18 protein-coding genes are annotated in these 21,174 nt (G+C 45.6%); 11 read left to right on the forward strand and 7 right to left on the reverse strand.

Features of this window, described 5'->3' with window-relative positions; genetic code table 11:
- Nucleotides 1-39: 39 nt before the first annotated feature.
- Both HW988_RS06740 and HW988_RS06745 read left to right on the forward strand, forming a co-directional pair.
- Nucleotides 40-897, forward strand: coding sequence for a DNA/RNA non-specific endonuclease (locus HW988_RS06740; protein WP_181606774.1), 858 nt, complete (start codon nucleotides 40-42; stop codon nucleotides 895-897).
- A gap of 139 nt (nucleotides 898-1,036) precedes the next feature.
- Entirely contained in the window at nucleotides 1,037-2,659 is a 1,623-nt protein-coding gene (locus HW988_RS06745) for a methyl-accepting chemotaxis protein (protein WP_181606775.1), read from the forward strand.
- A gap of 54 nt (nucleotides 2,660-2,713) precedes the next feature.
- On the opposite strand, the gene HW988_RS06750 is transcribed toward HW988_RS06745, so the two are convergent.
- Together HW988_RS06750 and HW988_RS06755 are read right to left on the reverse strand one after the other, a co-directional pair.
- Nucleotides 2,714-3,985 (reverse strand): DEAD/DEAH box helicase, encoded by a 1,272-nt coding sequence (locus HW988_RS06750; protein WP_181606776.1) that lies wholly within the window; start codon nucleotides 3,983-3,985, stop codon nucleotides 2,714-2,716.
- Nucleotides 3,986-3,996: 11 nt separating this feature from the next.
- On the reverse strand, nucleotides 3,997-4,782 hold the full coding sequence (locus HW988_RS06755; RefSeq protein WP_181606777.1) for a phosphatase domain-containing protein: 786 nt from the start codon (nucleotides 4,780-4,782) through the stop codon (nucleotides 3,997-3,999).
- Nucleotides 4,783-4,999: 217 nt separating this feature from the next.
- Here HW988_RS06755 and HW988_RS06760 point away from each other — a divergent pair, with 217 nt between their 5' ends.
- Nucleotides 5,000-5,656 (forward strand): isochorismatase family protein, encoded by a 657-nt coding sequence (locus tag HW988_RS06760; RefSeq protein ID WP_181606778.1) that lies wholly within the window; start codon nucleotides 5,000-5,002, stop codon nucleotides 5,654-5,656.
- Nucleotides 5,657-5,969: 313 nt separating this feature from the next.
- On the forward strand, nucleotides 5,970-6,650 hold the full coding sequence (locus tag HW988_RS06765; RefSeq protein WP_181606779.1) for a hypothetical protein: 681 nt from the start codon (nucleotides 5,970-5,972) through the stop codon (nucleotides 6,648-6,650).
- Between the two features lie 71 nt (nucleotides 6,651-6,721).
- Here HW988_RS06765 and rnk read toward each other — a convergent pair whose 3' ends face one another.
- Entirely contained in the window at nucleotides 6,722-7,099 is a 378-nt protein-coding gene (gene rnk / locus HW988_RS06770; RefSeq protein ID WP_181606780.1) for a nucleoside diphosphate kinase regulator, read from the reverse strand.
- Between the two features lie 358 nt (nucleotides 7,100-7,457).
- Between rnk and HW988_RS06775 the strand changes: the two genes are divergently transcribed.
- Nucleotides 7,458-8,774 carry a beta-sandwich domain-containing protein gene (locus tag HW988_RS06775; RefSeq protein ID WP_181606781.1) on the forward strand — a complete coding sequence of 439 codons (1,317 nt, stop codon included), beginning with the start codon at nucleotides 7,458-7,460 and terminating at the stop codon, nucleotides 8,772-8,774.
- A 46-nt stretch (nucleotides 8,775-8,820) separates the two neighbouring features.
- Here HW988_RS06775 and HW988_RS06780 read toward each other — a convergent pair whose 3' ends face one another.
- Nucleotides 8,821-9,393 (reverse strand): hypothetical protein, encoded by a 573-nt coding sequence (locus tag HW988_RS06780; RefSeq protein WP_181606782.1) that lies wholly within the window; start codon nucleotides 9,391-9,393, stop codon nucleotides 8,821-8,823.
- A gap of 112 nt (nucleotides 9,394-9,505) precedes the next feature.
- On the opposite strand from HW988_RS06780, the gene msrA reads away from it, so the two are divergent.
- The 3 genes from msrA (at nucleotide 9,506) to HW988_RS06795 (ending at nucleotide 11,147) form a co-directional block, all read left to right on the forward strand.
- Nucleotides 9,506-10,105 carry a peptide-methionine (S)-S-oxide reductase MsrA gene (msrA, locus tag HW988_RS06785; protein ID WP_181606783.1) on the forward strand — a complete coding sequence of 200 codons (600 nt, stop codon included), beginning with the start codon at nucleotides 9,506-9,508 and terminating at the stop codon, nucleotides 10,103-10,105.
- Nucleotides 10,106-10,184: 79 nt separating this feature from the next.
- Complete coding sequence (locus tag HW988_RS06790) at nucleotides 10,185-10,478, forward strand: hypothetical protein (protein ID WP_181606784.1); 294 nt, start codon at nucleotides 10,185-10,187, stop codon at nucleotides 10,476-10,478.
- Nucleotides 10,479-10,622: 144 nt separating this feature from the next.
- A complete protein-coding gene (locus HW988_RS06795) occupies nucleotides 10,623-11,147 on the forward strand; it encodes a YaeQ family protein (RefSeq protein ID WP_181606785.1) in 525 nt (174 codons plus the stop codon).
- Here HW988_RS06795 and HW988_RS06800 read toward each other — a convergent pair.
- Complete coding sequence (locus HW988_RS06800; protein ID WP_181606786.1) at nucleotides 11,142-11,609, reverse strand: hypothetical protein; 468 nt, start codon at nucleotides 11,607-11,609, stop codon at nucleotides 11,142-11,144. The two genes, HW988_RS06795 and HW988_RS06800, sit on opposite strands and share 6 nt — an antisense overlap.
- A 72-nt stretch (nucleotides 11,610-11,681) precedes the next feature.
- Here HW988_RS06800 and HW988_RS06805 point away from each other — a divergent pair, with 72 nt between their 5' ends.
- Nucleotides 11,682-12,155 (forward strand): hypothetical protein, encoded by a 474-nt coding sequence (locus HW988_RS06805; protein WP_181606787.1) that lies wholly within the window; start codon nucleotides 11,682-11,684, stop codon nucleotides 12,153-12,155.
- Here HW988_RS06805 and HW988_RS06810 read toward each other — a convergent pair.
- Nucleotides 12,152-12,898 carry a murein L,D-transpeptidase family protein gene (locus HW988_RS06810; protein ID WP_181606788.1) on the reverse strand — a complete coding sequence of 249 codons (747 nt, stop codon included), beginning with the start codon at nucleotides 12,896-12,898 and terminating at the stop codon, nucleotides 12,152-12,154. The genes HW988_RS06805 and HW988_RS06810 overlap by 4 nt on opposite strands.
- Before the next feature lie 364 nt (nucleotides 12,899-13,262).
- Here HW988_RS06810 and HW988_RS06815 point away from each other — a divergent pair, with 364 nt between their 5' ends.
- Nucleotides 13,263-19,691: an Ig-like domain-containing protein gene (locus HW988_RS06815; RefSeq protein WP_181606789.1), complete on the forward strand. Its 6,429-nt coding sequence runs from the start codon at nucleotides 13,263-13,265 to the stop codon at nucleotides 19,689-19,691.
- 95 nt (nucleotides 19,692-19,786) lie between these two features.
- Complete coding sequence (locus HW988_RS06820) at nucleotides 19,787-20,170, forward strand: nuclear transport factor 2 family protein (protein WP_181606790.1); 384 nt, start codon at nucleotides 19,787-19,789, stop codon at nucleotides 20,168-20,170.
- Between the two features lie 604 nt (nucleotides 20,171-20,774).
- On the opposite strand, the gene HW988_RS06825 is transcribed toward HW988_RS06820, so the two are convergent.
- Nucleotides 20,775-21,170 (reverse strand): hypothetical protein, encoded by a 396-nt coding sequence (locus HW988_RS06825; protein WP_220128818.1) that lies wholly within the window; start codon nucleotides 21,168-21,170, stop codon nucleotides 20,775-20,777.
- Between the last annotated feature and the right edge of the window lie 4 nt (nucleotides 21,171-21,174).

Consider the following 21,174-nt stretch of genomic DNA (forward strand, 5'->3'; position numbering starts at 1 on the left):
GGTTTCCTGAAATAGGGTCGGCGAAGAAGGAGTTTCAAGATGAAGACGCTGAAGTTTCAATTGCCGACGATTTTCTTTTTATTGATCACATTTGCTTTTCAAACGCGAAGCCTTGCCGTTGTCGAGGGTGTGATTGGAAATGTACCGCTCGAGAAAAACGTCAATCTTGCTCTGCAATTGCCCGCGACCAATGCACCGGAGATTATCATTTCCAGAAAACAATATGTCATTTCATATAACAAACAGAATCGCTCGCTCAATTGGGCCGCTTGGGAATTGGATCCTTCGCGCTTGGGAAATGCCGATCGCACCAATGGCTTTTCTCAAGATTCAGAACTTGAAGCTTTTCTGGAAAAACAAGGCGGCAATTATCGGGCGGTGACTTCGACCGAATATCGCGGCACTTGTTTTGATCGGGGCCACCAGGTGCCCTCTGCCGACAGAACGGATAGTGCCCGGGACAATGAAGCGACATTTGCGATGAGTAATATGATTCCACAAACGGCGTTTTTAAATCGTGTGCTGTGGGAAAATTTGGAGCGCTATACCCGCGATCTTGTTTCCCTCAAAAAGAAAAAGGCCTACATCATGGCGGGTCCTATTTATGATCAAAATTTTGGCTCGATCGGACCGAATAATGACATTCCCGTGCCGTCTAAAAATTTTAAAATCATATTTTTATTGGAGCCTCACGAGACGGCGAAAGATATCACGAAAAACACACCGGCTTTGGCGGTAATTTTACCCAACACTCTTCCAGATGGAAGTGCCGCCCCTGTCGGGGAGTCGACTGATTGTGCAAAGGCCTCTGACATTTCTTCAGACAACGCGGATTGGAATCAGTACCGCTCGACTATTGATCAGGTAGAACACCTCACTGGACTTCGTATTCTTTAAATCACAAAGATGGAAACTACGGGTTTATGTGAGAATACTCTGAAATTTTATGAGTTAATTCATACTGTTAAATTGTGCTTAAGAATCTGTGGAAGAATCACGATACTCTATTACTCAAGAAATTTTGATGGAGATCTAGATGAATATTGCAATTTGGTTTAAAGGCATACGCGGACGCCTCTTATTTTCAACGATGCTGCCGGTATTGGCAGTAGGTATAATGACTTGGATCGGTTTTTCAGTGACGGACAATCTGGGTAAGAGATTGGATTCTGCGTATGAAAACACGATTCCAAATATGGATGCACTGAGTATCGCAATGGAAGCTCGCGCGAGCATGGGTTACCGAATCTGGATGGTCCTTGGGGTCGATTTGGCAGACACTGAATTCAGAAATACAAATATTCAGAACTTGGAAGGCCACTTAAAAGAATTCCGCGAAGGTCTAAAAAGATACGAAGCGGCTCCATTCTCTCCTGGTGAAATGGAACTTTATGCTCCGTTTAAAGAGAAAAGCGAAGCCTACTTTTCAATCAACGAGCAAATTATCAAAGACCTCAAGTTGGGGACGAAGGAAGGCAATGAACGCGTCATGAAGCAAATGCGTGGAGGCGAATGGCAAACCATAGGTGCTATCGCTAGAAAGTCTTTTGATAAAATCACAGATTTTTACTCAGAAAATAGCGCCAAGTTCAATGCTCAGCAAAAGCAGGAGCGCGCGGATGCTCGCATGTGGACTGGTATTGTGGGGGCGTCATCTTGCGGACTTTTATTCTTCGTGTTGATGTTTATTGCTCATAAGCTTGCTAGCTCCGTTGGTAGTATCTCAGGCAAAATCAGCGAAGCAGGTGCTCAAGTGACTGCGGCTATTGAACAGCTTTCAGCAGCGGGTCAATCTTTGTCTCAATCTTCAACTGAAGCTGCGGCAAGTTTAGAAGAAACAGTGGCAAGTCTTGAAGAAATGACTTCGATGGTGAATTTGAATGCTGATAACGCGAAACAAGCCGCAGGTCTTTCTACGGTTTCTCGCGAATCGGCAGAACGTGGCCAATCAGAAATTCATGTTCTGGTCAGCTCAATGTCTGATATCTCTGCGTCTTCCCGCAAGATCGAAGAAATTATTAACGTTATTGACGATATTGCATTCCAAACAAATCTTTTGGCCCTGAATGCGGCAGTTGAAGCTGCTCGTGCGGGTGAACAAGGTAAGGGATTTGCGGTTGTGGCCGAGGCAGTTCGTACTCTGGCACAAAGATCTGCTGAAGCGGCGAAAGATATCACAGGTCTGATCAAAGACTCTGTGGATAAAATTGAACGCGGAACTCAAGTTGCCGATAAATCTGGTGCCGTAATGGCGGATATCGTCACCTCGGTTAAAAAGGTTTCTGATCTGGCGGCAGAAATTTCTTCTGGTTCCGGTGAACAATCGACAGGTATTCAGCAGATTTCCAAAGCCATGAATCAACTGGATTCAAGTTCCCAGTCGAATGCGGCTTCATCTGAAGAAATCGCATCCACGGCAGAGGAAATTTCCGCTCAATCAACACAAATGCAAAGAATGATGGAAGACTTAAGCTTCTTGATTTCAGGTGAGCGTGCGGTGCCGGTTGCGGCCCCTGCAGCAACAGCAGTGGTTAAAAAAATCCACAGTTTGAAGCGCGGCCCATCAAAGTCCAAAGCCCAGGCTTCTGCAGAATTTCTGCCACTGGATGAAAATGAAGAAAGCGGACGCGGTACCCTGGGTAAAGCGTCAAGTTTCTAACAGTCAGGTAGCACATTGAATAGAACCCTGATCACTGAAAGTGACCGGGTTTTTTTATTTTCTCGCCGAGCGAGATTTTGGTTTTGGTGCTGATTTGGTCATCGGCTTTCCAGGTCGACTGCCTGGTTTGCTGAGCTTGTTGCCACCCGTTTTTTTCACAGAAGCTTTCACCGGCGGTTTCGCACGGGAATTGAATTTAGTTTTATCCCGGTCTTCCGGAAGTTTTCTGCCTTCAAGATCTGCGATAAAGCGTTCGTCACGTTCCGTCACAAAGTTAATCACCACACCTTTACGACCGGCACGGGCGGTGCGGCCTGCGCGGTGCAGATAATTTTCTTTTTGCTTCGGCAGATGATAGTTGATCACGCGATCCACATTTGGAATATCCAAACCCCGACCGGCTAGATCTGTTGCCACCAACAGCTTCACTTTGCCGTCAGTGAATTTTTTTAGATTCGAACGGCGTTCGGCCTTTTCCATTTCCCCGCGATAAATCACAGCGGCATAACCGTTATCAGAAAGCTCTTGGGCCAGTTTGTCGCATTGCTCACGAGTGTTGGCGAACAGAATCGTTCCGCCTTCAGCAGGTTCTTTCAAAATCTTTTCTAATAGAGGCCAGCGACGGCCGTCTTTCACAATACGATTTTGTGTCACTAAAGTTTTGACCGTTTTTCCGGCGCCCGCACTGCGGTAAAGTTCAGCTTTCGCGAACATCCCGTTAATCAGTTCTTGGACGGCGGGGGAGACAGTCGCTGAAAACAGAGCTAATTGAACCTCGGTCGGGCAGGCATAATAGATATTATTTGAGTCAGAAATAAATCCTTTATCCAGCATTTGATCGGCTTCGTCAAACACCAGCATGCGTACATCCGTCAAATCAATGTATTTAAGATTCATCATTTGAATCAGACGACCGGGAGTTGCAAGCAAGATCTCAAAGGGGCCGGAGGTGTTACGACGAGCTTGCTCCATCGCCATACCACCCAAAGCAGGGCGGACGCGCAAGCGAGTATCATGGGTCAAAGTTTTAAAAACTTTGGAAACCTGCTCCCCCAGTTCGCGCGTTGGGACCATTACTACGGCGCGCGGACGGGAGTTTTCTGTCACCTCTTGGCCTGCGTCCTCAAGGGACTTCAATGCGTGTAGCAAAGGCAGTGCATAAGCCAAGGTTTTACCGCTTCCAGTTTCGGCAACACCCACCACAGATTGTCCCCCCATCAAGGTGGGAATCGCGTTGCTTTGAATTTCCGTGGGATTCGTAATTTGATTCGATTTTAATGTCTTAACCAATGAGCCTAAGAGGCCATAATCAGAGAATTTCGCCATGGTGTTTGTCCTTATTGACAGCGTTGTTGAATGATAGATTTGATCACACGAAGTTTTTCAGTTGGATTTTTGACGTCCCAGATCCACTTGAAATCGCGACAGTCTTGCCAGCCTGGGAAAACCATCTTACCAAAAGTTTCGTCGCCATCATCCTTCATTAATCTCTTATAGACAATGTCTTGAATCTGCAAATATGAACTTTTTGGCAAGATATTGCGCGAGATCAAATCAATAACAACTTCAACACTCGTCACAAAACCGATTTGCCCTGGCATCGTAGGATGTTTGGATTCGCCACGACTGGAGTAAGCCTCACGAATGTAAGTAAGTGCAGGAATACGACTGAATTCTTTCGCCATCTGATCATAGACGATGGCGTCGAATTGACCGTTGTCGCCGAAGTATAAAACCAGCTCCGGCTTTTTATCCAATAAGAGCCGACGAATTACTTTTTGTTTTAATTCGGGGTCTTGCTTGATGCCCTTATTCATATGAAGTTCAGTGACCGGAAAGTGGTTTTCCTCGAGGAAATCTTCGTGCTGCTCGCCCATCAAAACCTGGGGAGCCAGGCTTACATAATGAAATTCTATATCACTATGTGAGGACTCAAGATCCTGAAAGATCTCGGCCATACCCACGAACTTACTGTCATCGTCAAAAGCGGAAGTTGCGGAGCCTAATTTAGACAGAATGTGGGAGACCTTTAAGGTGTCATCGATATCGGAAATAACCAGGATTTTGGCCTCTGACGTCGCTGTCAAAAACAGTACTAGGATCATTCCCATCAGATTTTTCATACATCACTCCTCGAAAGACACCACCGTCTAAAACATAAACAAGGCTGTAAAATTGCCCTGAAGTCCGAATTCAGCACTCATATGTTTAGTGTCAGTAAGTTCCTTCAGGAAATAGCAACATAGATGCCATGGTCTTGCCTGAGATATAACAAACCCGTCGCAAATCGCTTCACCCAATCCGTTCTCCAGAAAAGAATATTTTCTACAAGGAGAACTTATGAGCAGAAACCGAGCAACCTGGGACGCCAGCGAGTGTGCCCTTATATTGATTGATTATCAACCTGAGATGTTTAAAGGTATTGGTTCCAGCGATCCACATATGGTTGAAACTAATGTCTGTGCTCTTACAAAGGCCGCTGTGGCGTTTGATATTCCGGTGATACTAAGCACAGTGGGCGTAAAAATGGGAGTCAATCAACCGACTATCAAATCATTGCGCGCAGAACTTCCTGAGTTGCAAGAGATCGATCGCTCCAGCATGAATGCCTGGGAAGACGAATCTTTTCTGAAAGCAGTGAAAACCACGGGTCGCAAAAGACTGGTGTTTTGTGCCCTGTGGACTGAAATCTGTCTGGCTTACCCAGTTCTTGAAGCTTTGCGAGACGAGTATGAGGTGACTTTTGTTGCAGATGCTGTCGCTGGACAATCCAAAGAAGAACATGAAATGGCCATTGAGCGCATGATTCAAGCCGGAGCCATTCCAAATACTACGATTGCCATGGTCGCAGAGTGGTTCCGTGACTGGAAGTCACCGCTGGCAGCAAAAGGCCGCGAAGTGTTTTCGTCCCTGATTCGCGAGCATCGCGCGACTCACGCAAATTCTCGCTATCAGCCGGCACCAGATTCCTATTCCAGTCAGTCCGAAATGATGTAGTTCGAAAGCGAAAGTTGTCCAATATCGTGATTGAGGTCGCCGCGTGGGACAACTTTCTTATTTTAGTCACGGATATTCGCGGAATTATTTGCGCGAGAGTTGTCATTGCAGTTTGTGGAATTTGCAAAGCAGCCTCTGTACTCGAATCTGGTACCAGTACAGAATGAAAACGACAATTCACGCTGCGTTTTAAAAATAAATTTAGTGCCGCAGGAAAAAATCCCCACTCAAAAAAAACGGCGCTATAAAGCCACCACCAAAGCGAGTTTGGTAAAACAAATTCGAAAAACTAAATTTGGAAAAGGTGGTAATTATGAATTCCGTAAAATCTTTATCAGTGATCGCAGCAATCTCTTTCGCACTCGCTGCTTGTAGCTCTAGCAAAAGTGAAGATAAAAACAGTGAAGCCGTTGCCCAGGCAGAATCTTTGAACGGTGAAAACATTCACTGTGAAAACGTGGAGGTTATTTCCATTCCGGAAACCAAAGAGACTCCAGCAGTGAAGATGAAATATGAAACAATCATCGACTCTGTTCGTTCTGCCTCTAAAGACGGCGTGGTCGAAAAGATCTCCGATAAAGGTACGAAAGTATTCAAAGTCTATATGCAAAACAAGAACGGTGAATACGAATTGAGTTCTTCTCAAGACAGTACTTTCGAATCCGATGAAGCAAAAACTGTGACGACCTTGGAAAATGGTGATGTTAAGGAAGTTGGTACTTTGAAAGTATCTAGCGCTTCCGGGAGTGAACCCCAGCTCTCTGAAAATTCCTACGACCAGATCTCAAGATCAAAAGATGGCGTTAAGAAGATTGTTTATAAACTAGTAAACGGTGTTGAAGTTCCTGTTTATGACTTCGAAACGACTGAACAGGAAGTCGATGGCGTAAAAACGATCACGACTCTTTTGAAAACTCCTTATATTCAAGAATCTAATGGAGTTAAGTCCTCAATTGAAAGCTCCCAAAGCACTTGCACGATTTCCAAAAAATAGTTCTCCCCAGAACAAGCCGTGCAAACCCATAGTCCCTTGGGCATCCTCTGCGGAGGATGCCCATCTTTTATTTAAGCGCGAGCGACGGAGACCACGCGAATGCGTTTAACTTTACCGTCTGCCAACGGCCAGTCGATAGTTTGTCCCACACGAAGTCCGATCAGGGCCGCACCCACGGGGGCCAGGATCGAAACTTTGCCCATTTCCATGTTGGCATCATGGGGATAACTTAACGTCAAGGCCTGTTCCTTGCCGGAATCCAAATCAGTAAAGGTCACTGTGGAATTCATCGCTACAACATCGTTTTCAAGTTGGTCAGCCGAAACAAGTTGGGCACGGCCTAATTCTTCTTCCAGAAGTTCTGCCACTTCAATTTTTGCAAATGAAAGAATGGCGGATATTTTTTCGTAGTCCTCGCGTGAAATGACTAATGATGGAAGTTTCTCCATAAACGGTCTCCTTTAGTAAGGGTGTATTTAATTTTTATATTTTAAATGCGACTAGATAGCGATAGCAGCCACAGAGCAGACTCTGCGGCTTAAGAAATAAACTTCAAAACCAAACCACACTGAGGTGGCAGCATTTTGGAAAAAGAATGGCTGCTAATGATCGTAAATATCATGATTCCGGCAGGGTATCATAAGTTACAGATAAGTGCTACTGAGTTTTGCTTTCTGACATAGGCGCCTTTGATTTTAAGCATGCAAGTCAATCTTCATTCGAGATTTTCTCTTTTAGAGATTCAAATCATCACTCAGACGTAAGTCGAGAGAACGAGGATCATTCATAAACTGAAAGGAAACTACTATGGATCGTCATTTGGCGAAGCGAGTGTTAACGTCCGCGCTGCTACTGCAAGTTCCCATGCTGGCAAAAGCAGAAACATCAATCTTTAATTCATTTGAAAAGGTCTCTGTGTTAGCGACACAGAACAAATTCGAAGGAGCTGTTCGTATCAACGATATCTCCCGTAAAAACGGGGGAGACCTTTATGCTCTGGATTTAGCAAAACCCCTCCCACTGACTTTCATTAAAGCGAAACCAAAATCTGGCAAAGTGAAAATCATCAGCGTGAATCTGATCACGGATAAGAGCGAACGCATCATCGTAAAAGCTTTTAATGGCGTTACTATCAGTGACAATGACAAAGAGTTGTCCTCCGAAAATCTGAATTCCGCTTCTCTGATCTCAGCTATCGAAATTCAAGCCGAAGCCATGGGCGGAAGTGCCGTATTGGATTTCAATGCGATCTCCACTCAAGAAGCACCAAAGCTGGCACTGCGTGAAAGTGGTAACAGCCCTGTTCCTCCAGGTAACGACAACGGAAGCTCTTGTAATAAGAAATTCGATGCTGTTTTGAAAGAGAAACTGGATATCGTACAGCTTTGGGCTTCTCGTGCTGAAGGCAGTACGCAGGGATCTTGGCAGGAAAAATATGCGACGAAGGAGTTTAATAAATTCGTTGCTGATTTTATTGTGACATTGAAAGCTGATAAAACAACTTTCGCTTCGACTGATTATACTCTGACACTTTTGAATTTCTTTGCTGAGCGTCACAATTCCAGTCGTGCAGATGGGGCATTGGAGCAAGGGTATAAATTGATGGCAGACGAAACATTCGATGTGTTTATGCTATCTTTGCAAAGTGATCAAATCTGCCGTCCTGTGACGAGTGAATCTTTGATCAAGATTGCGTTGGATTTCCAAAAACGTCAGGAGGCCAACAAACCTGATAGCCGTGCGAGAAAGCTTTATGAGTCAATGATTGCCAAAATCGGTAAGCTGATTCCAACTCACTACCGCAGAGAATTGACAGCGAAAAATCTGTCTTTCCGCGCAGCCGACTCAGAAGGTTATAAAAATCACAAACTTTTCGTAACTAGCAAAGCCGAAAGCTTCCTAAAAGGAACTTACCAGGAAATGAGCTTGAGCGCTTATGGTATTGCAGAGCAGGCTTTGTTGCGTGAAGTGAAAGACCTCAATAACGAACAGACTTATCAGCTGATCGTGGAGTTCCAGACAAAGTACAATGATACGGCAAACTATCCTCAGGAAGTGATGCTGAAGTATCTAACGATTCTCTCAGAGCACAGCAATTTCTTGAAATTGAACCAACGAATGTAGTGATAAAAAAAAGCCAGTGGGAGTTAACTCACTGGCTTTTTGCTTTTTAGAATCCCACACCGGCCGAGATGGTATTTTGGACGTCGCTTTTATCCCAATCGTTGTCGCGAAAGACAACCGTCGAGCTCAAGTTAATAGAAACCGGTCCGAAGTTAACCCCGATGGAAGCACCCGCATAGGGATTGTATTGAATCGGGCGCTTATCTGTCGTCATCACACCACCGGACGTGGTTTCACGAATCGTTTGCGTGGCTTGCGCACCGGCGCGACCCGTCATATGAAACCATTCCACACGGTAGGTGGAGGAAATCCCGAGCTTTAAACGCTCATCATCGGTTTTAACTTTTTCAGGAGCTGTCGAGTAGTCTTCGGTATCAGAGGCTTTGGAGTATTCTGTTTCTAAAGAAAGCAAATCCACACCCAGGCTAAGTCGAAGACCGTACATGGATCTTGTTTGCAAATGGGCTGTAGGATAATCGCGGTAAACTGTTTCAATACCATAGACAGGCTCGATGCGATAACCCGTACCTTGAGCCAGAGTAAATCGTGCGGCCAGAGCTGAGTTAGTACCTATGCAAGTGCCAAGTACTACGATCCACTTCAGTGTAGATAACTTCATTAGTCCTCCATGAACCTTGTTAGTTTACACAAAAAATAAGGGGGATACCCAGGCCTTTTTAAAAAAAGAGATGTTTTGGACTAGTTTGAGTCATTGCTGCTATACTGATGTTATGAAAACTACAAAATCTGCTTTGACACTCTGGACCCTTATAACCTTTCTGGCATTTGGCGCTTTTGCAAAAACGGCAGAAAAAGCAAAGCCCAAGGCGAATGCTCCAACTGAAGTTTCCTACCTTGCCGGAGGATGTTTTTGGGGGATGGAAGAGTTGCTTCGCAAACTCCCGGGTGTGACACATATTGAAGTGGGTTACATGGGAGGTAAGATTCCGAATGCGAATTACAATATTGTGCATACGGGTACTTCCAATCATGCAGAGACCGTGAAAGTCGAATTCAATCCACAGCAGTTGAGTTATGAAAATTTGCTGCTTTATTTTTTCAAAATTCACGATCCCACCACTTTAAATCGTCAAGGCAATGACATCGGCACTCAGTATCGCAGCGCGATTTTTTACACGTCTGATCAGCAGAAAGAAACTGCTCACAAAGTGATCGCTCGGGTCGATAAATCCAAAGCGTGGGGTAAACCTGTCACCACGGTTCTGGAAAAAGCCGGGGAATTTTGGAAGGCCGAAGAAGAACACCAAGATTATCTGCAGAAAAATCCCGAAGGTTATACTTGTCACTTTGTGCGTAAGGTGGATTTCTAACGCCGCGTCCGGTGCAAAGTGTTTCTAAAATCTTCGGCACAGCAATTGCTATCTTTCTTCCTCAAGGAAGGTGAATGCCATGATTACTTCAGCACGGGTTAAGCAACGTCACATCGCATCTTTTTTCATTCTAACCGTTCTCTTGGGAGCTCACTCCGCCGAGGCGAAGTCCTGCGGTTCCCGTCAGAAAGTCGTCTGCTCGGGGATTGTGACAGGGGAGAGTTCCAGTGGGAATATAACCTATGTTTTAAATCGCGTGGTTTATAATTCTTGTGGCAAAGTGGTGTCAGATAAATTCCACCGGTTGATGGGTTCTCCTGCAGACGTGGAAAATGAACTGCGCAAAGCCCGTTGTCCTGCAGACAGTTTCTAAAGAAAAATTCCCCCTTTTTTAGGGGAGTTTTGGGACATTGCTTTCGTGTTTTGGCAACTTCTCGCTAATTCCGAACATATATGCTAGTGTTTTTAGGAAAGCCGGTTTTGCCGGCTTTTCCATTTAAGTGGCAAAGGTGGGCTAGTGCTCTATCGCTTTCAAATTGAACTTTCCGACATTGATCGTGGTGTGTACGAGTCCTTGGATTTTCGCGTGGCCCAGCATCCTTCGGAAACATATCCCTATATGTTAAGCCGGGTTCTGGCGTACTGCCTGTCCTATGAAGAACGTTTGGAGTTTACTCCAGGGGGCTTGGCCGATCCTGAAGCTCCCGCCTTGCGTAAGCTGGGACTTCAAAACTCTGTGAACCTGTGGATTGAAATTGGGAATCCTTCAGCACGCAAGCTGCATAAGGCTTCGAAAGTTGCAAAGCTTGTCAAAGTATATACTTATAAAAATCCCGAAGTTCTTTTGACGGAAGTTCGTGGCGGAGAAGTTCATCGCGCCCAGGAACTTGAAATGTTTGCCTTTGATCCTAAGTTTTTGGAAGCGGCCGCTGAAAAAATTGAAAAGAACAATCGTTGGACATTGTTGGTTCAACAGGGGACTTTAGATTTAACCATCGGTCAGGAAACTCTGACCGGTGAAGTAAAGCCCGCGATTTTATAGGTTCTCGGGATACTGTAGGCGCGGGAATGATTTCACAGCGCTTCCGCTAAAGCCATCATCGCAATTATACACGTTGTAGGTCGTCTGCAGGTCGCCACCGTCAACCAGTGACAAAGCGAATTGCTTGTGTGCGCATAGTCCATGCTCTTTGATTTTTACGTAACCTTCATAATTTAAACTAAAGATCACACTGTCAACCGTGGCTTTCGCTGTTTGACAGCGTTCTTTCGTGCAAACGGGGGATCCATCAAATTGAAAGACTTGTTTTTCCGGAGAGATCACGATCTCGCCCTTTTTGGTTGTAAAACCATTCCAGCGAATCAAACGAGTGCACTCATCACTTTGAAATTGAACCACAGCTCCCTCAGCCATTTGATAGAGACCTGTCAAATCAGGGCAATTGTTAGCAAAAGCAGTAGTGGAAGTCAGAAGTCCGAAGGTGAAAATTATATTTCGCATCATGAGTCCTCCGTTTAAGCCTGACACAGTGGAAATTCGCTGGCTACACTTATTATTTTAAGAAATGGGGGAGTCATGCGAAATATCTTGGTGTTAGCGGCATTGCTTTTCGTCGATGGAGCTGCAGAAGCTTGCGTTGGCTTTACGGGATCCTATTCCATGTTTCGTCCTGTTGCCGGGAAATATCATGTCTTGGTGCTTGATCAAAATGATTGCAAGGCGGTGGCGGCGGGTTCTTTTCAGTTAGACGAAAAAACCAGTGCCGTTACCGACGAAGTCGAACCCAAAGTATTTTATGTCGAAAAAAACCATACCAAGCTGTGTGAACTATCGGCTTGTCGAGTATTTACAACAACAGCAAGTGGTTTGGAGTTTGCGGAAAGCGCTTCGATATATATCGATGGAATAACGTGCCGATATGATCGTGTTTCCTGGTCGCGCCAAGATACTTGGGATTTAAAGGTCACTTACCGAATTACAGACTCCTCGTCAGCTTGTCGCAAATACCGGGGCGCTGCGAGTGTCATTCTAAAAGATATCAAACACTAGTTGAGCGGCAGATTTTTTAAGTTTGCAGAAATATTTTCGTAAAGCTTTGGCACCCAGGGTTTAAAAATTTTGGGTTCCGGCGCCGTTGTGACCTTTCTGAAGTCCACGGGCGATAAGATCACCTTCCAGTTTTTATAGTTACTTTGTGCCGCCAGAACGAAAAGTTCTTCGATGGCTTCATCACCTATTGCGATACATCCAATCGAAACACTTTTCCCATGGATCATAATGTCAGAACCAAGCTTTTTTCGACCTTCCTCTTTGGCCATCTGTTTATCGAAATCTGTCGGGTAGTTAATTCGCAATGCCAGGTGATAGGCGCTATTGGGGTTGAGACTTTCAATTCCATAAAGGCCTTCAGGAACTTGGTTATCGCCTTCCTGTAGTTTTGGTCCGGATTTTCCGCTGGCAGCATACACGGGATAGCTTTTAATGAATTTTGGATTTCCATTTTGATCGGTTGAAAATAAGGATAAATTTTTTTGCGCTTTAATATAAAGCAGAGTGATATCTTTGGGTGGGTAGATCACTCCCTTTGCGAGGAATAAAGGTTTCAGGTTCGCATTTACTTTGGGGCCGTATTCTTTTAGTCGTTTTTGCACGGTGGATTTGCCGAGCAGTTGGAGTTTGATGCTATTGAAGAGCGGCAATTCCAGCGTGATATAAGCGACGGTCAGCAAAGCGCAGCCGTAGAAAAGTCCCTTTGCGACATTCATTATTGAGACTTTTAAATTGAATTTCATGAAGCTCCCACCCCAATTCATTGTATAGACTCACATTAGGATTGGCGAGAGTAAATCAATGCGAACAATTGCTCGGGATCTGTTCCGCAATTTTTTTGGAGTCACTGCGCTCGTGAATACTCTGAATAAACCGCAAATGGTCGTTCATACTCCAAATGAAAGTCTTGAACTTCGAAAACGGATTAAAAGCTTATTGCGACCAATGTATTCGAATACAGGAATCGCAAGATCAAGGTAGTGCCTTTTCGATCTCTTAATGTCTTTTCGAGACAGCCGTAAAAGGCCGAGGAAAATTCCACATTTTGGATTCAATAATTGCTCAGCTTCTATCGCGAAATTTACTCCTAGGGCCGATAGGAAAGGCATGGGAACGCACGTACGTACTGGAAAACCATCGCTACTGCGCGCACGATCAAATACATGGATCGTGGCGATTTCCCTATTTCTATCCGCATGTTCTATGGATGCGGTGATTGGTGATTTCAATAAGATCTCCACCAACAGTATCACGGGTTACATCGCGAACTATTCTGCAAATTCCAGCCAAGCGTCGGCGCAAAGTCTAACGACTTGTACAACGCCCGTTGTGAATCTTTATAAATTGGATTCGAATGGGGAGAGAATTCAACCTGCCGCTGCCTCCACGGGAGTAGATGCATCCGGTGCCTATACAATTAATCTTCAAAGTGCGGGTTTTGAAACCGAGGCGTTAAAGTCAAATCCGATGCTTATTGAAGTGAATGGATGTGCGGCGGGAGTTTTCTTTAGACCCATCACGGGATACTCCGAGCAAAACGTCAATATGTCGTCGTCCCTGTTAGGCTTCATGGTTAACACGGATTACAAAGCAAAGCTTTCAGCTGCACTTCAGGATAATGCCGCTGATTTGCAATCGTTGATGCTGATTTTAGGTTCGCCAGATACAATGCAGAAGTCCTATGACATCTTGGTGGCGAACACCGAGGCCACTGATAAATTTACGCAGATCTTTGGCGTGGGGCCTGAGGCCTTGTTGGATGCCTCACCTGAAGTGACTTATGTGAATGTGCCATCTTTGCTGCAGGAGCGTGTCTCCTATCAGCTGGAAGCAGATTCGTCGCATTGGTCGCAAACGTATACCACGATATATGAATGGAAAAGGAATGCTTCAGTCCTTGGGGCCGGGAAGTCCTTTTCTTTTGCTCCGGGTGGAAATGCGCAAGGAAACCATACGGTGACATTGTTAGTGGGGCAGGATGATGGTTCCGGTCATGTGAATACGGCAAAGCCAAACAAAGTCTTTACTGTTCCACTGGAGATTACGAACAACATTCCTCCGCAGCCACCGAACTTTACGGTGACGTCTCCGTCGATCGCAGGTGGGCAACCTGTGAATACGCGCAATTTGGTGATTGGTATTCAAACGGGCGCTTCCCTTGCAAACTGCGATACTTTTAGTTCCTTGTTAATGACTGAAAGTTCAGCGATGCCAAGTGAATCTACGAACTTCCCGATTGTGTGTACTCAAAATGTCACGCAAAGTTTGAATTTTACTCTGTCCGCTGGTGAAGGTACAAAAACACTTTATTTATGGGCAAAAGACGCTTCAGGATTGATTTCGACAGTTCCAACCACATTGACGGGTGTTCTGGATACGGTAGCACCGACGGTTGCGATTTCAACTCAACCCTTGACGCAAAGTAAATCCAGCTCTCAAGTCTTTGCTTTCACGGGCAATGATGGCAGCGGCTCAATCGATCACTTTGAGTGCAAGCTCGATGCAGATGTCTGGGCTTCATGTTCAAGTCCTTTGTCGCTTGCGGGTTTAACGGAAGGCGATCACACCTTTAATGTCAGAGCGGTCGATACGGCGGGGAATATTTCCACTCCGGATTCTAAAACGTGGCATATCGATTTAACGGCACCGACTTTGATGCTGGCAGGACCTTCGGCAATTACTAATTCTTTGTCCTCGGTTTTCACTCTGACAGGAGTGGATACGGGGGGCTCTGGCATGGGCGGCTATCAATGCAGTTTGGATTCTGGTGCCTATGCAAGCTGTACTGCCGTGATTAACTATGTCTTGGCAGCAGGCAGTCACACGTTTAAAGCGCGAGCCTATGATGTCGCCGGAAATGTTTCTAACATTCTGACTCACTCGTGGACTATCGATACAACTCCACCGACTGTGACTATTACTTCGAAACCTTCAGCGACGACCAATGCCACAACGGCGGTTTTTGGTTTTGTCGGTACGGATTCGGGTGGTGCAAGTATATCGGGTTACGAGTGTGAACTTGATGCCGCGGGCTTTACAGCTTGTACAACAGGTAAAACTTATTCCGCATTGGCTGATGGCAGCCATACGTTTAAAGTTCGTGCAACAGACACTGCGGGAAATATGAGTGCTGTCACGACATATACGTGGGTAATTAATACTGTCACTCCGATGGCTTCCATTACGTCATCACCAGACAGTATTACGAATCAAACTTCAGCGACTTTCGCCTTCTTTGCCACTCCGCCATCGGGCGGTTCGATCGCAAGTTATCAGTGTAAATTGGATGGTGGTGCCTTCAGTGCTTGTACTTCTCCACACACTTATAATGGATTGGTGCAGGGAACTCATACCTTCACGGTTCACTCCGTGGATAATCTGGGTAATGACAGTGATGATACATCCTATACTTGGGTTATCGATACCACGAATCCGACTTTAACTATTACCGATCAACCTGCTTCAAGTACAAACTCTGCGACGGCGCAGTTTAAATTTACGGGTGTCGATACGGGTGGCGGCGCCATTGAGAAGTACTACTGTGATATCGATGGTGGTGGCTTTGCAGAATGCGCAAGCCCTAAGAATTTGACGTCATTGACTGAGGGCTCCCATACGTTCCAAGTGAAAGTCATGGATACGGCGGGTAATACGTCGGCAGTGGCAAGTTATACGTGGTCGGTGGATTTAACTCCGCCGACACTGACGCTGCTTACGAAACCAACCAGTTTAACGAATCAAACGACCGCGGCGTTTACGTTCAGTGGCGCTGATGCCGGAACTATTGCAGGCTATGAATGTAAAATTGACGGTGGAGCGGCGAGCTCATGCGTATCGGGTGTATCTTATTCTTCTTTGACCGCCGGCGCACACAGTTTTGAAGTGGTTGCGATTGATGATGCCGGAAATTATTCGTCTTCGATTTCCTATTCTTGGACGATTGACTTAACTCCACCGACAGTGACGATCACAGCGAAACCCGCAACTAATTCGAACTCGTCGACCGCGACATTCAGCTTCACGGGTATGGATACGGGTGGTGGTGCAGTTGCCGGCTTTAAATGTAAACTTGATGGTGGGGCTTATTCGTCTTGTCTGTCGGGTGGATCATACAACTCGCTTTCTGAAGGCAGCCATACTGTTTATATTTATGCGACAGACACTGCTGGTAACGACGGTACGCCACTTTCTTACACGTTCACGGTAGATACCGTTGTTCCGACGTTGACGATTACGACACCCGCAAGCAATGGCTATGTGATTCCGGTTGGAAATATTTCTGCTGTTACTTTCAGTGGTGCTTGTTCTGAAGAAGGACTTGCAGTTACTTTGACTGGCGTCAGTGTGGTCCCAGTTTTGTGCTCTGGTGGCGCCTACACGATTGTTGCCAATATGTCTTCGCTGCCAGATGGTACTTATACGATCGCCGCAGTCCAAGTCGATGCCGCTGGAAATAGTGGTGCATCTTCCAGCCGTACTGTTATCAAAGATGCGACAGCACCCACGATCACGGTGACAACTCCGAGTGTGGTTAAAGGCGGGGGAGTCATCTCTGCAACTTGGACGAACACAGAAGCGAATGTGGCTAGTGGTTCTTCGTTCACAGTGGAACTTTATGATGGCACCACATGGACAAGTGTGGGGACTAAAACTGCGACAGCAGGGGCAAACAGCTCTGTGAGCTATTCGCTGTCGGGAATTGTGGTTCCCGTTGTCAATACGGGTGTGGCAAAAATTCGTGTTTCTTTAACGGATGCTGCGGGCAATTCAAAAACTTCGACTTCGGGTTCTTTTGCTATCGACAGCAGTGCACCCACGCTTTCAAGTTTCACTGTAAACGGTGGGGCCGCATCAACAAGTAATAACAACGTCTTGATCGGTTTTAATGGTACGGACAGCTACAGTAATATCTCAAAAATCTGTATGCAAATATCTGCAACGGCGCCGACGGCCTCCAGCAGTTGCTGGATCCCGGTGAGCTCTTATGGTCTGACGGCAGCGAAAAGTCTGGTGACCTCTTCGATTTACTATAACGTGGGTTTAGTTTCTGGAACATATACCATCTATATCTGGTTAATGGATGCCGTAGGCAATATGTCGACGAATGCTTCCACCGCTGGTGTCGACAAGGGCACAGTGGTTTATAACTCACCAAACCCTCCGTCGATCAGTGCGATTCAATTAACTTCGACCGATACACCTAATTCACCTCCGTCAGGAGCTGATCTGGTAGTGGGTTCGGGTCAGGCAATTTACTTGAAATGGAATATTACAAGTACAACAGGACTCGCCACGAATCCAATCAAAGTGACTTATACTACGGACGACGCCACAGAGGGTGGAGTGCTTTCTTCAGGGCTGGCAAATGCCGGCAACGGTGGTTGTAACGTCACTGCAGGTTACACAGGTTGTGCTGTGTTCACTGCTCCGGTGGGTACATACTTCCGTTTAAAAATTCAGGCGACGGATTCTCAAGGTTTCTTTACGACGATTGCAAGCAATCCGCTGAATTCCGGTAAGATTAATTTCTTAGCGGGCAATACAGATTTGGGCCTTAACTCCAGTGCGAAATCCGCAATTATCAAGCCAACAGGGACTTTCTCTCTGGCAGTTCTTGATGATGGTCGCATCTTTGTGATCGATACACGCGGTCTTGCATGGGTAAATCCGACGACGGGTGTGTATGAGATTTTGGCGACGACGGCAGCCTCGTCTTCGGGTGACGGTGGTGCCTTGACCAGTGCCAAGTTCAAATCTCTGAATGGTATCTGGGTTGATAATAACAATGACGTGCTTGTTGCAGATAATAACTACATCAGAAAGATAAACACCAAAGTGAGTCCAATGACGATCTCTCGCTTTATCGGGGGCGGAACTGATACAAGTTCCTATGTCGCGGTGGCGACAAACTATAAAGCGAGTGTGATGAGACATCTGACCGTGGCTTCGAATGGTGATATCTATTTCACCGGTGAAAATGGCTTGAAAGTGCGCAAGTACACGGCGGCCACAGGTGCGATCAGTCTGATCACTCTGTCCGGTACTGGTAATAGCAGTTCCTCCACTCAGAATAATGCCCTTTGTACTTTCAGTAATTACTTTGTGAGTTTCGATTCTTCCGGTATTGCGGAAAGAATGGGTTGGTCAATGGCTTCGGGTAATGCCTCTTCATCTTGTCCATTGGGTTCAACATCAGAAACAAGAGCCTACGCCCAAGTGGACCCAACGACAGGTGTGTCGCAGCTGCCAGCCCCATCCCGCGTGAACTCTTCAACGGGTTACCGCGAGTATGTTGACTTCTATAATGATAAGAGCGGCAACCTGTATACCGGCTACTCCAATTCGACCAATGCGCAGGGCATTTTTAAGTTTGAGCCTGTTTCAATGACATGGACTCGTATCTATGGCAGCACCAATTTCGGAACTTGTGCTGATGGGACCGCTCATGAAAATTGTGGTATCGTAGCGGCTTCTATCGCCTTTAACAGTCAAGGACAGCTATTCTACATCGATGGTAAATCTAATGCGGTTCGGACTATTGACTATGAAGGCAAGGTCAGAACTCTGGTGGGGGACCGTCTGGGATCTGATGACGGAAAAAATGCCTTAGTCAGCCGTTTTGCAAATTTGACGGATGTGAAGGGTTGGACGTCATCTGGTACGAACTATATTACGATGTATGACTTTGATGACGTGCGCATCCGCGAGTTCACTCCTGGTGGATCTTTAACGACGCTTGCGGGCCTGCAGTATTCAAAAATGCCGACCAATGGATCGACCGCAGCCACGAATCCGCTAACGAATGTGTATGATGCCGCTCCGACGCGATTTGTGTTAGGCGCGAACGGAGACATTTACATGCCGAGAACCGCTGCGACTATCGCGAAGATTTCGCGTGCCACCGGTAATTGGGAAGACATCAATACGAATGGAGTTTACGGACCGGGTCCTGTGGCTCTGAGCGGAAACAAACTTCTGGTATCGACGTTTTCTTATAACGGAACTCTAAATGCCCTGGTGGATTCGCGTTTAAGTATCGTGGATACCGTTGCGAAAACAATTGGTCGTGCTGCTTATGACGGCAGTACAACGATTGGAAATACGATTTGCGCCGATGGTTCCCTTGTAAAGGGCGGATGTGCTGTTACCGGGCTTGCGAACGATAACGGTTATCAGGGCGCTTTCGACGTGGCCACGAACAGCTGGGTCGTCGCGGATACCAATGGCTACCGTATTGCCAGTTTTGCCTTAGATGCTTCAGGCAATATGGGCACCCTGTTTACGGCTCCGCGCGCGTTCTCCAAATTTGCGATCAACCGCACCTCCAACTTGTCTGTGAATCACGTCTATATCTGCTCTGGCGGTTCACTATATAAATACGACTTGAATAATGCCGGAGCCGAGACGTTGTTGGCACTGCCAAATTCGACATTTACCTGTGATGGACCGATCTCTTACGATAGCAACCGCAATAGCTTGCTTTTCGTCTATAAGCAAAATGGCCTTCAGGGTGTGGCTGAAGTCGTAAGCCCTTAGATCATTTTCTAAAGCGTAATTTTCTCGACTGAATCAGTACTTTTCAATGGCGCCTCTGGGGGTAGACTTAAGCTGCATCCATGTAAGGAGGTCTTATGAATGCCCAAGCACAACAGGACACCTTAGCTGTCGGTAAGAAACTCGTCGATTACTGTAAACGCAATAAAGTGGTCGAAGCCATTAACGACCTTTATGGAAAAGACATTGAAAGCCGGGAAGCATTCGAAACACCTGGCATGCCCGCGGAATCCCGAGGGATAGAAAATGCGCTTAAAAAAAACAAACAGTGGGAAGAAACTATGGAGGTTCATTCCTCCCAAATTGATGGGCCATTTCCTTTAGATGATCGATTCGCAGTCCATTTTAAATATGATGTTACAGATAAAAAAACTCAAAAAAAATGGGCAATGGAAGAAGTGGGAGTCTATACAGTGAAAGACGGAAAAATTGTGAAAGAGGAATTCTTTTACTCAATGTAGGTTTCTGATATTTAGAAATAAAAAAGGCTGCATTGAAAGGCAGCCTTTTTTTATTTCAAATTTTTCTTTGATTAATGGTGGTCAAGTCCACCCAGTTGAGTCGGCGTGTGAGTTTCTTCGCGAACGGTGCAATTTGAATAAAACAAGCAAATGAAGAGATAAATTGCAGATAGAGTTAGAAAACCTTTTACTCGGATTTTAGCCATTCCATAATCTCCCATGCGGCCAGTTCTTTAATATTCTCGTCTTTTTTGCGTCATTTAACGATAGCTAAAGATGCAAAACTGCTCCGTATTCTCAAACTGAAACGTACGAGTGTTAAATGCGATTTGCTTTCGAATTTCATTTAAGCAATTTCGCGTAGATAGAAAATACTTACGTGTCACAAAATTTTAGCAACGACGATTCGTGATGAGAATGCTTAGTGACATATTCCAGAGCAAGGTCCAGTTAATTTTTAGGAAAATGACGACGAATTTTACAGCTTCTTCATGAGAGCTGCGCGGGGAGCTGAAAAGCTGTCGGATGTTGCGTGTAACGAAATAAAAAAAAGCCGAGTGCAGGGACTCGGCTTTTTTATCTATTTATGGGGATAGAACAAAGTCTAGCGGCAGATCATTTTGGAAACAGTGTTGCTGTATTCGTAACCAGAGTCGTTCTCGTCGTACTCTAGAGTCGAATTAGCTTTTCCCAAATCGCCCAGAGAAAGTTTCGCCCATTTCTCGGCACGTGAACCTAAAGAACCCGTGATAGATTTGTCACCAGAAGATTCGCCCAGGTTGTAGGAGCCAACATCGGCAGTCCACACATCAGTGTAGTCTTCAGAATTTTTGGACTTCGTTTTCTCTGTTTTATAGTCGAAGGACACGCCGTTGTTTAAAGAAACTTGTACATTCACTTTGCTGCCATTTTTATCGATTCCCGTGCAAGAAATTGTTCTGGCTTGGGAAGTCGCTACGGCAAGGAGAGTTGTGGCAACTAAAAGAGATTTCATTTTCATATAC

The organism is Bdellovibrio sp. KM01 (assembly GCF_013752535.1).
In the GTDB taxonomy this organism is placed as follows: Bacteria; Bdellovibrionota; Bdellovibrionia; order Bdellovibrionales; family Bdellovibrionaceae; genus Bdellovibrio.

Excerpts from the sequence above, each read along its gene's own strand:
- HW988_RS06765 (WP_181606779.1), top strand. The coding sequence starts at position 5,970 with ATGAATTCCGTAAAATCTTTATCAGTGATCGCAGCAATCTCTTTCGCA.
- HW988_RS06750 (WP_181606776.1), bottom strand. The coding sequence starts at position 3,985 with ATGGCGAAATTCTCTGATTATGGCCTCTTAGGCTCATTGGTTAAGACA.
- HW988_RS06815 (WP_181606789.1), top strand. The coding sequence starts at position 13,263 with ATGGGAACGCACGTACGTACTGGAAAACCATCGCTACTGCGCGCACGA.
- HW988_RS06740 (WP_181606774.1), top strand. The coding sequence starts at position 40 with ATGAAGACGCTGAAGTTTCAATTGCCGACGATTTTCTTTTTATTGATC.
- HW988_RS06775 (WP_181606781.1), top strand. The coding sequence starts at position 7,458 with ATGGATCGTCATTTGGCGAAGCGAGTGTTAACGTCCGCGCTGCTACTG.
- msrA (WP_181606783.1), top strand. The coding sequence starts at position 9,506 with ATGAAAACTACAAAATCTGCTTTGACACTCTGGACCCTTATAACCTTT.
- HW988_RS06790 (WP_181606784.1), top strand. The coding sequence starts at position 10,185 with ATGATTACTTCAGCACGGGTTAAGCAACGTCACATCGCATCTTTTTTC.
- HW988_RS06745 (WP_181606775.1), top strand. The coding sequence starts at position 1,037 with ATGAATATTGCAATTTGGTTTAAAGGCATACGCGGACGCCTCTTATTT.
- HW988_RS06820 (WP_181606790.1), top strand. The coding sequence starts at position 19,787 with ATGAATGCCCAAGCACAACAGGACACCTTAGCTGTCGGTAAGAAACTC.
- rnk (WP_181606780.1), bottom strand. The coding sequence starts at position 7,099 with ATGGAGAAACTTCCATCATTAGTCATTTCACGCGAGGACTACGAAAAA.
- HW988_RS06800 (WP_181606786.1), bottom strand. The coding sequence starts at position 11,609 with ATGATGCGAAATATAATTTTCACCTTCGGACTTCTGACTTCCACTACT.
- HW988_RS06760 (WP_181606778.1), top strand. The coding sequence starts at position 5,000 with ATGAGCAGAAACCGAGCAACCTGGGACGCCAGCGAGTGTGCCCTTATA.
- HW988_RS06755 (WP_181606777.1), bottom strand. The coding sequence starts at position 4,782 with ATGAAAAATCTGATGGGAATGATCCTAGTACTGTTTTTGACAGCGACG.
- HW988_RS06780 (WP_181606782.1), bottom strand. The coding sequence starts at position 9,393 with ATGAAGTTATCTACACTGAAGTGGATCGTAGTACTTGGCACTTGCATA.
- HW988_RS06805 (WP_181606787.1), top strand. The coding sequence starts at position 11,682 with ATGCGAAATATCTTGGTGTTAGCGGCATTGCTTTTCGTCGATGGAGCT.
- HW988_RS06825 (WP_220128818.1), bottom strand. The coding sequence starts at position 21,170 with ATGAAAATGAAATCTCTTTTAGTTGCCACAACTCTCCTTGCCGTAGCG.
- HW988_RS06810 (WP_181606788.1), bottom strand. The coding sequence starts at position 12,898 with ATGAAATTCAATTTAAAAGTCTCAATAATGAATGTCGCAAAGGGACTT.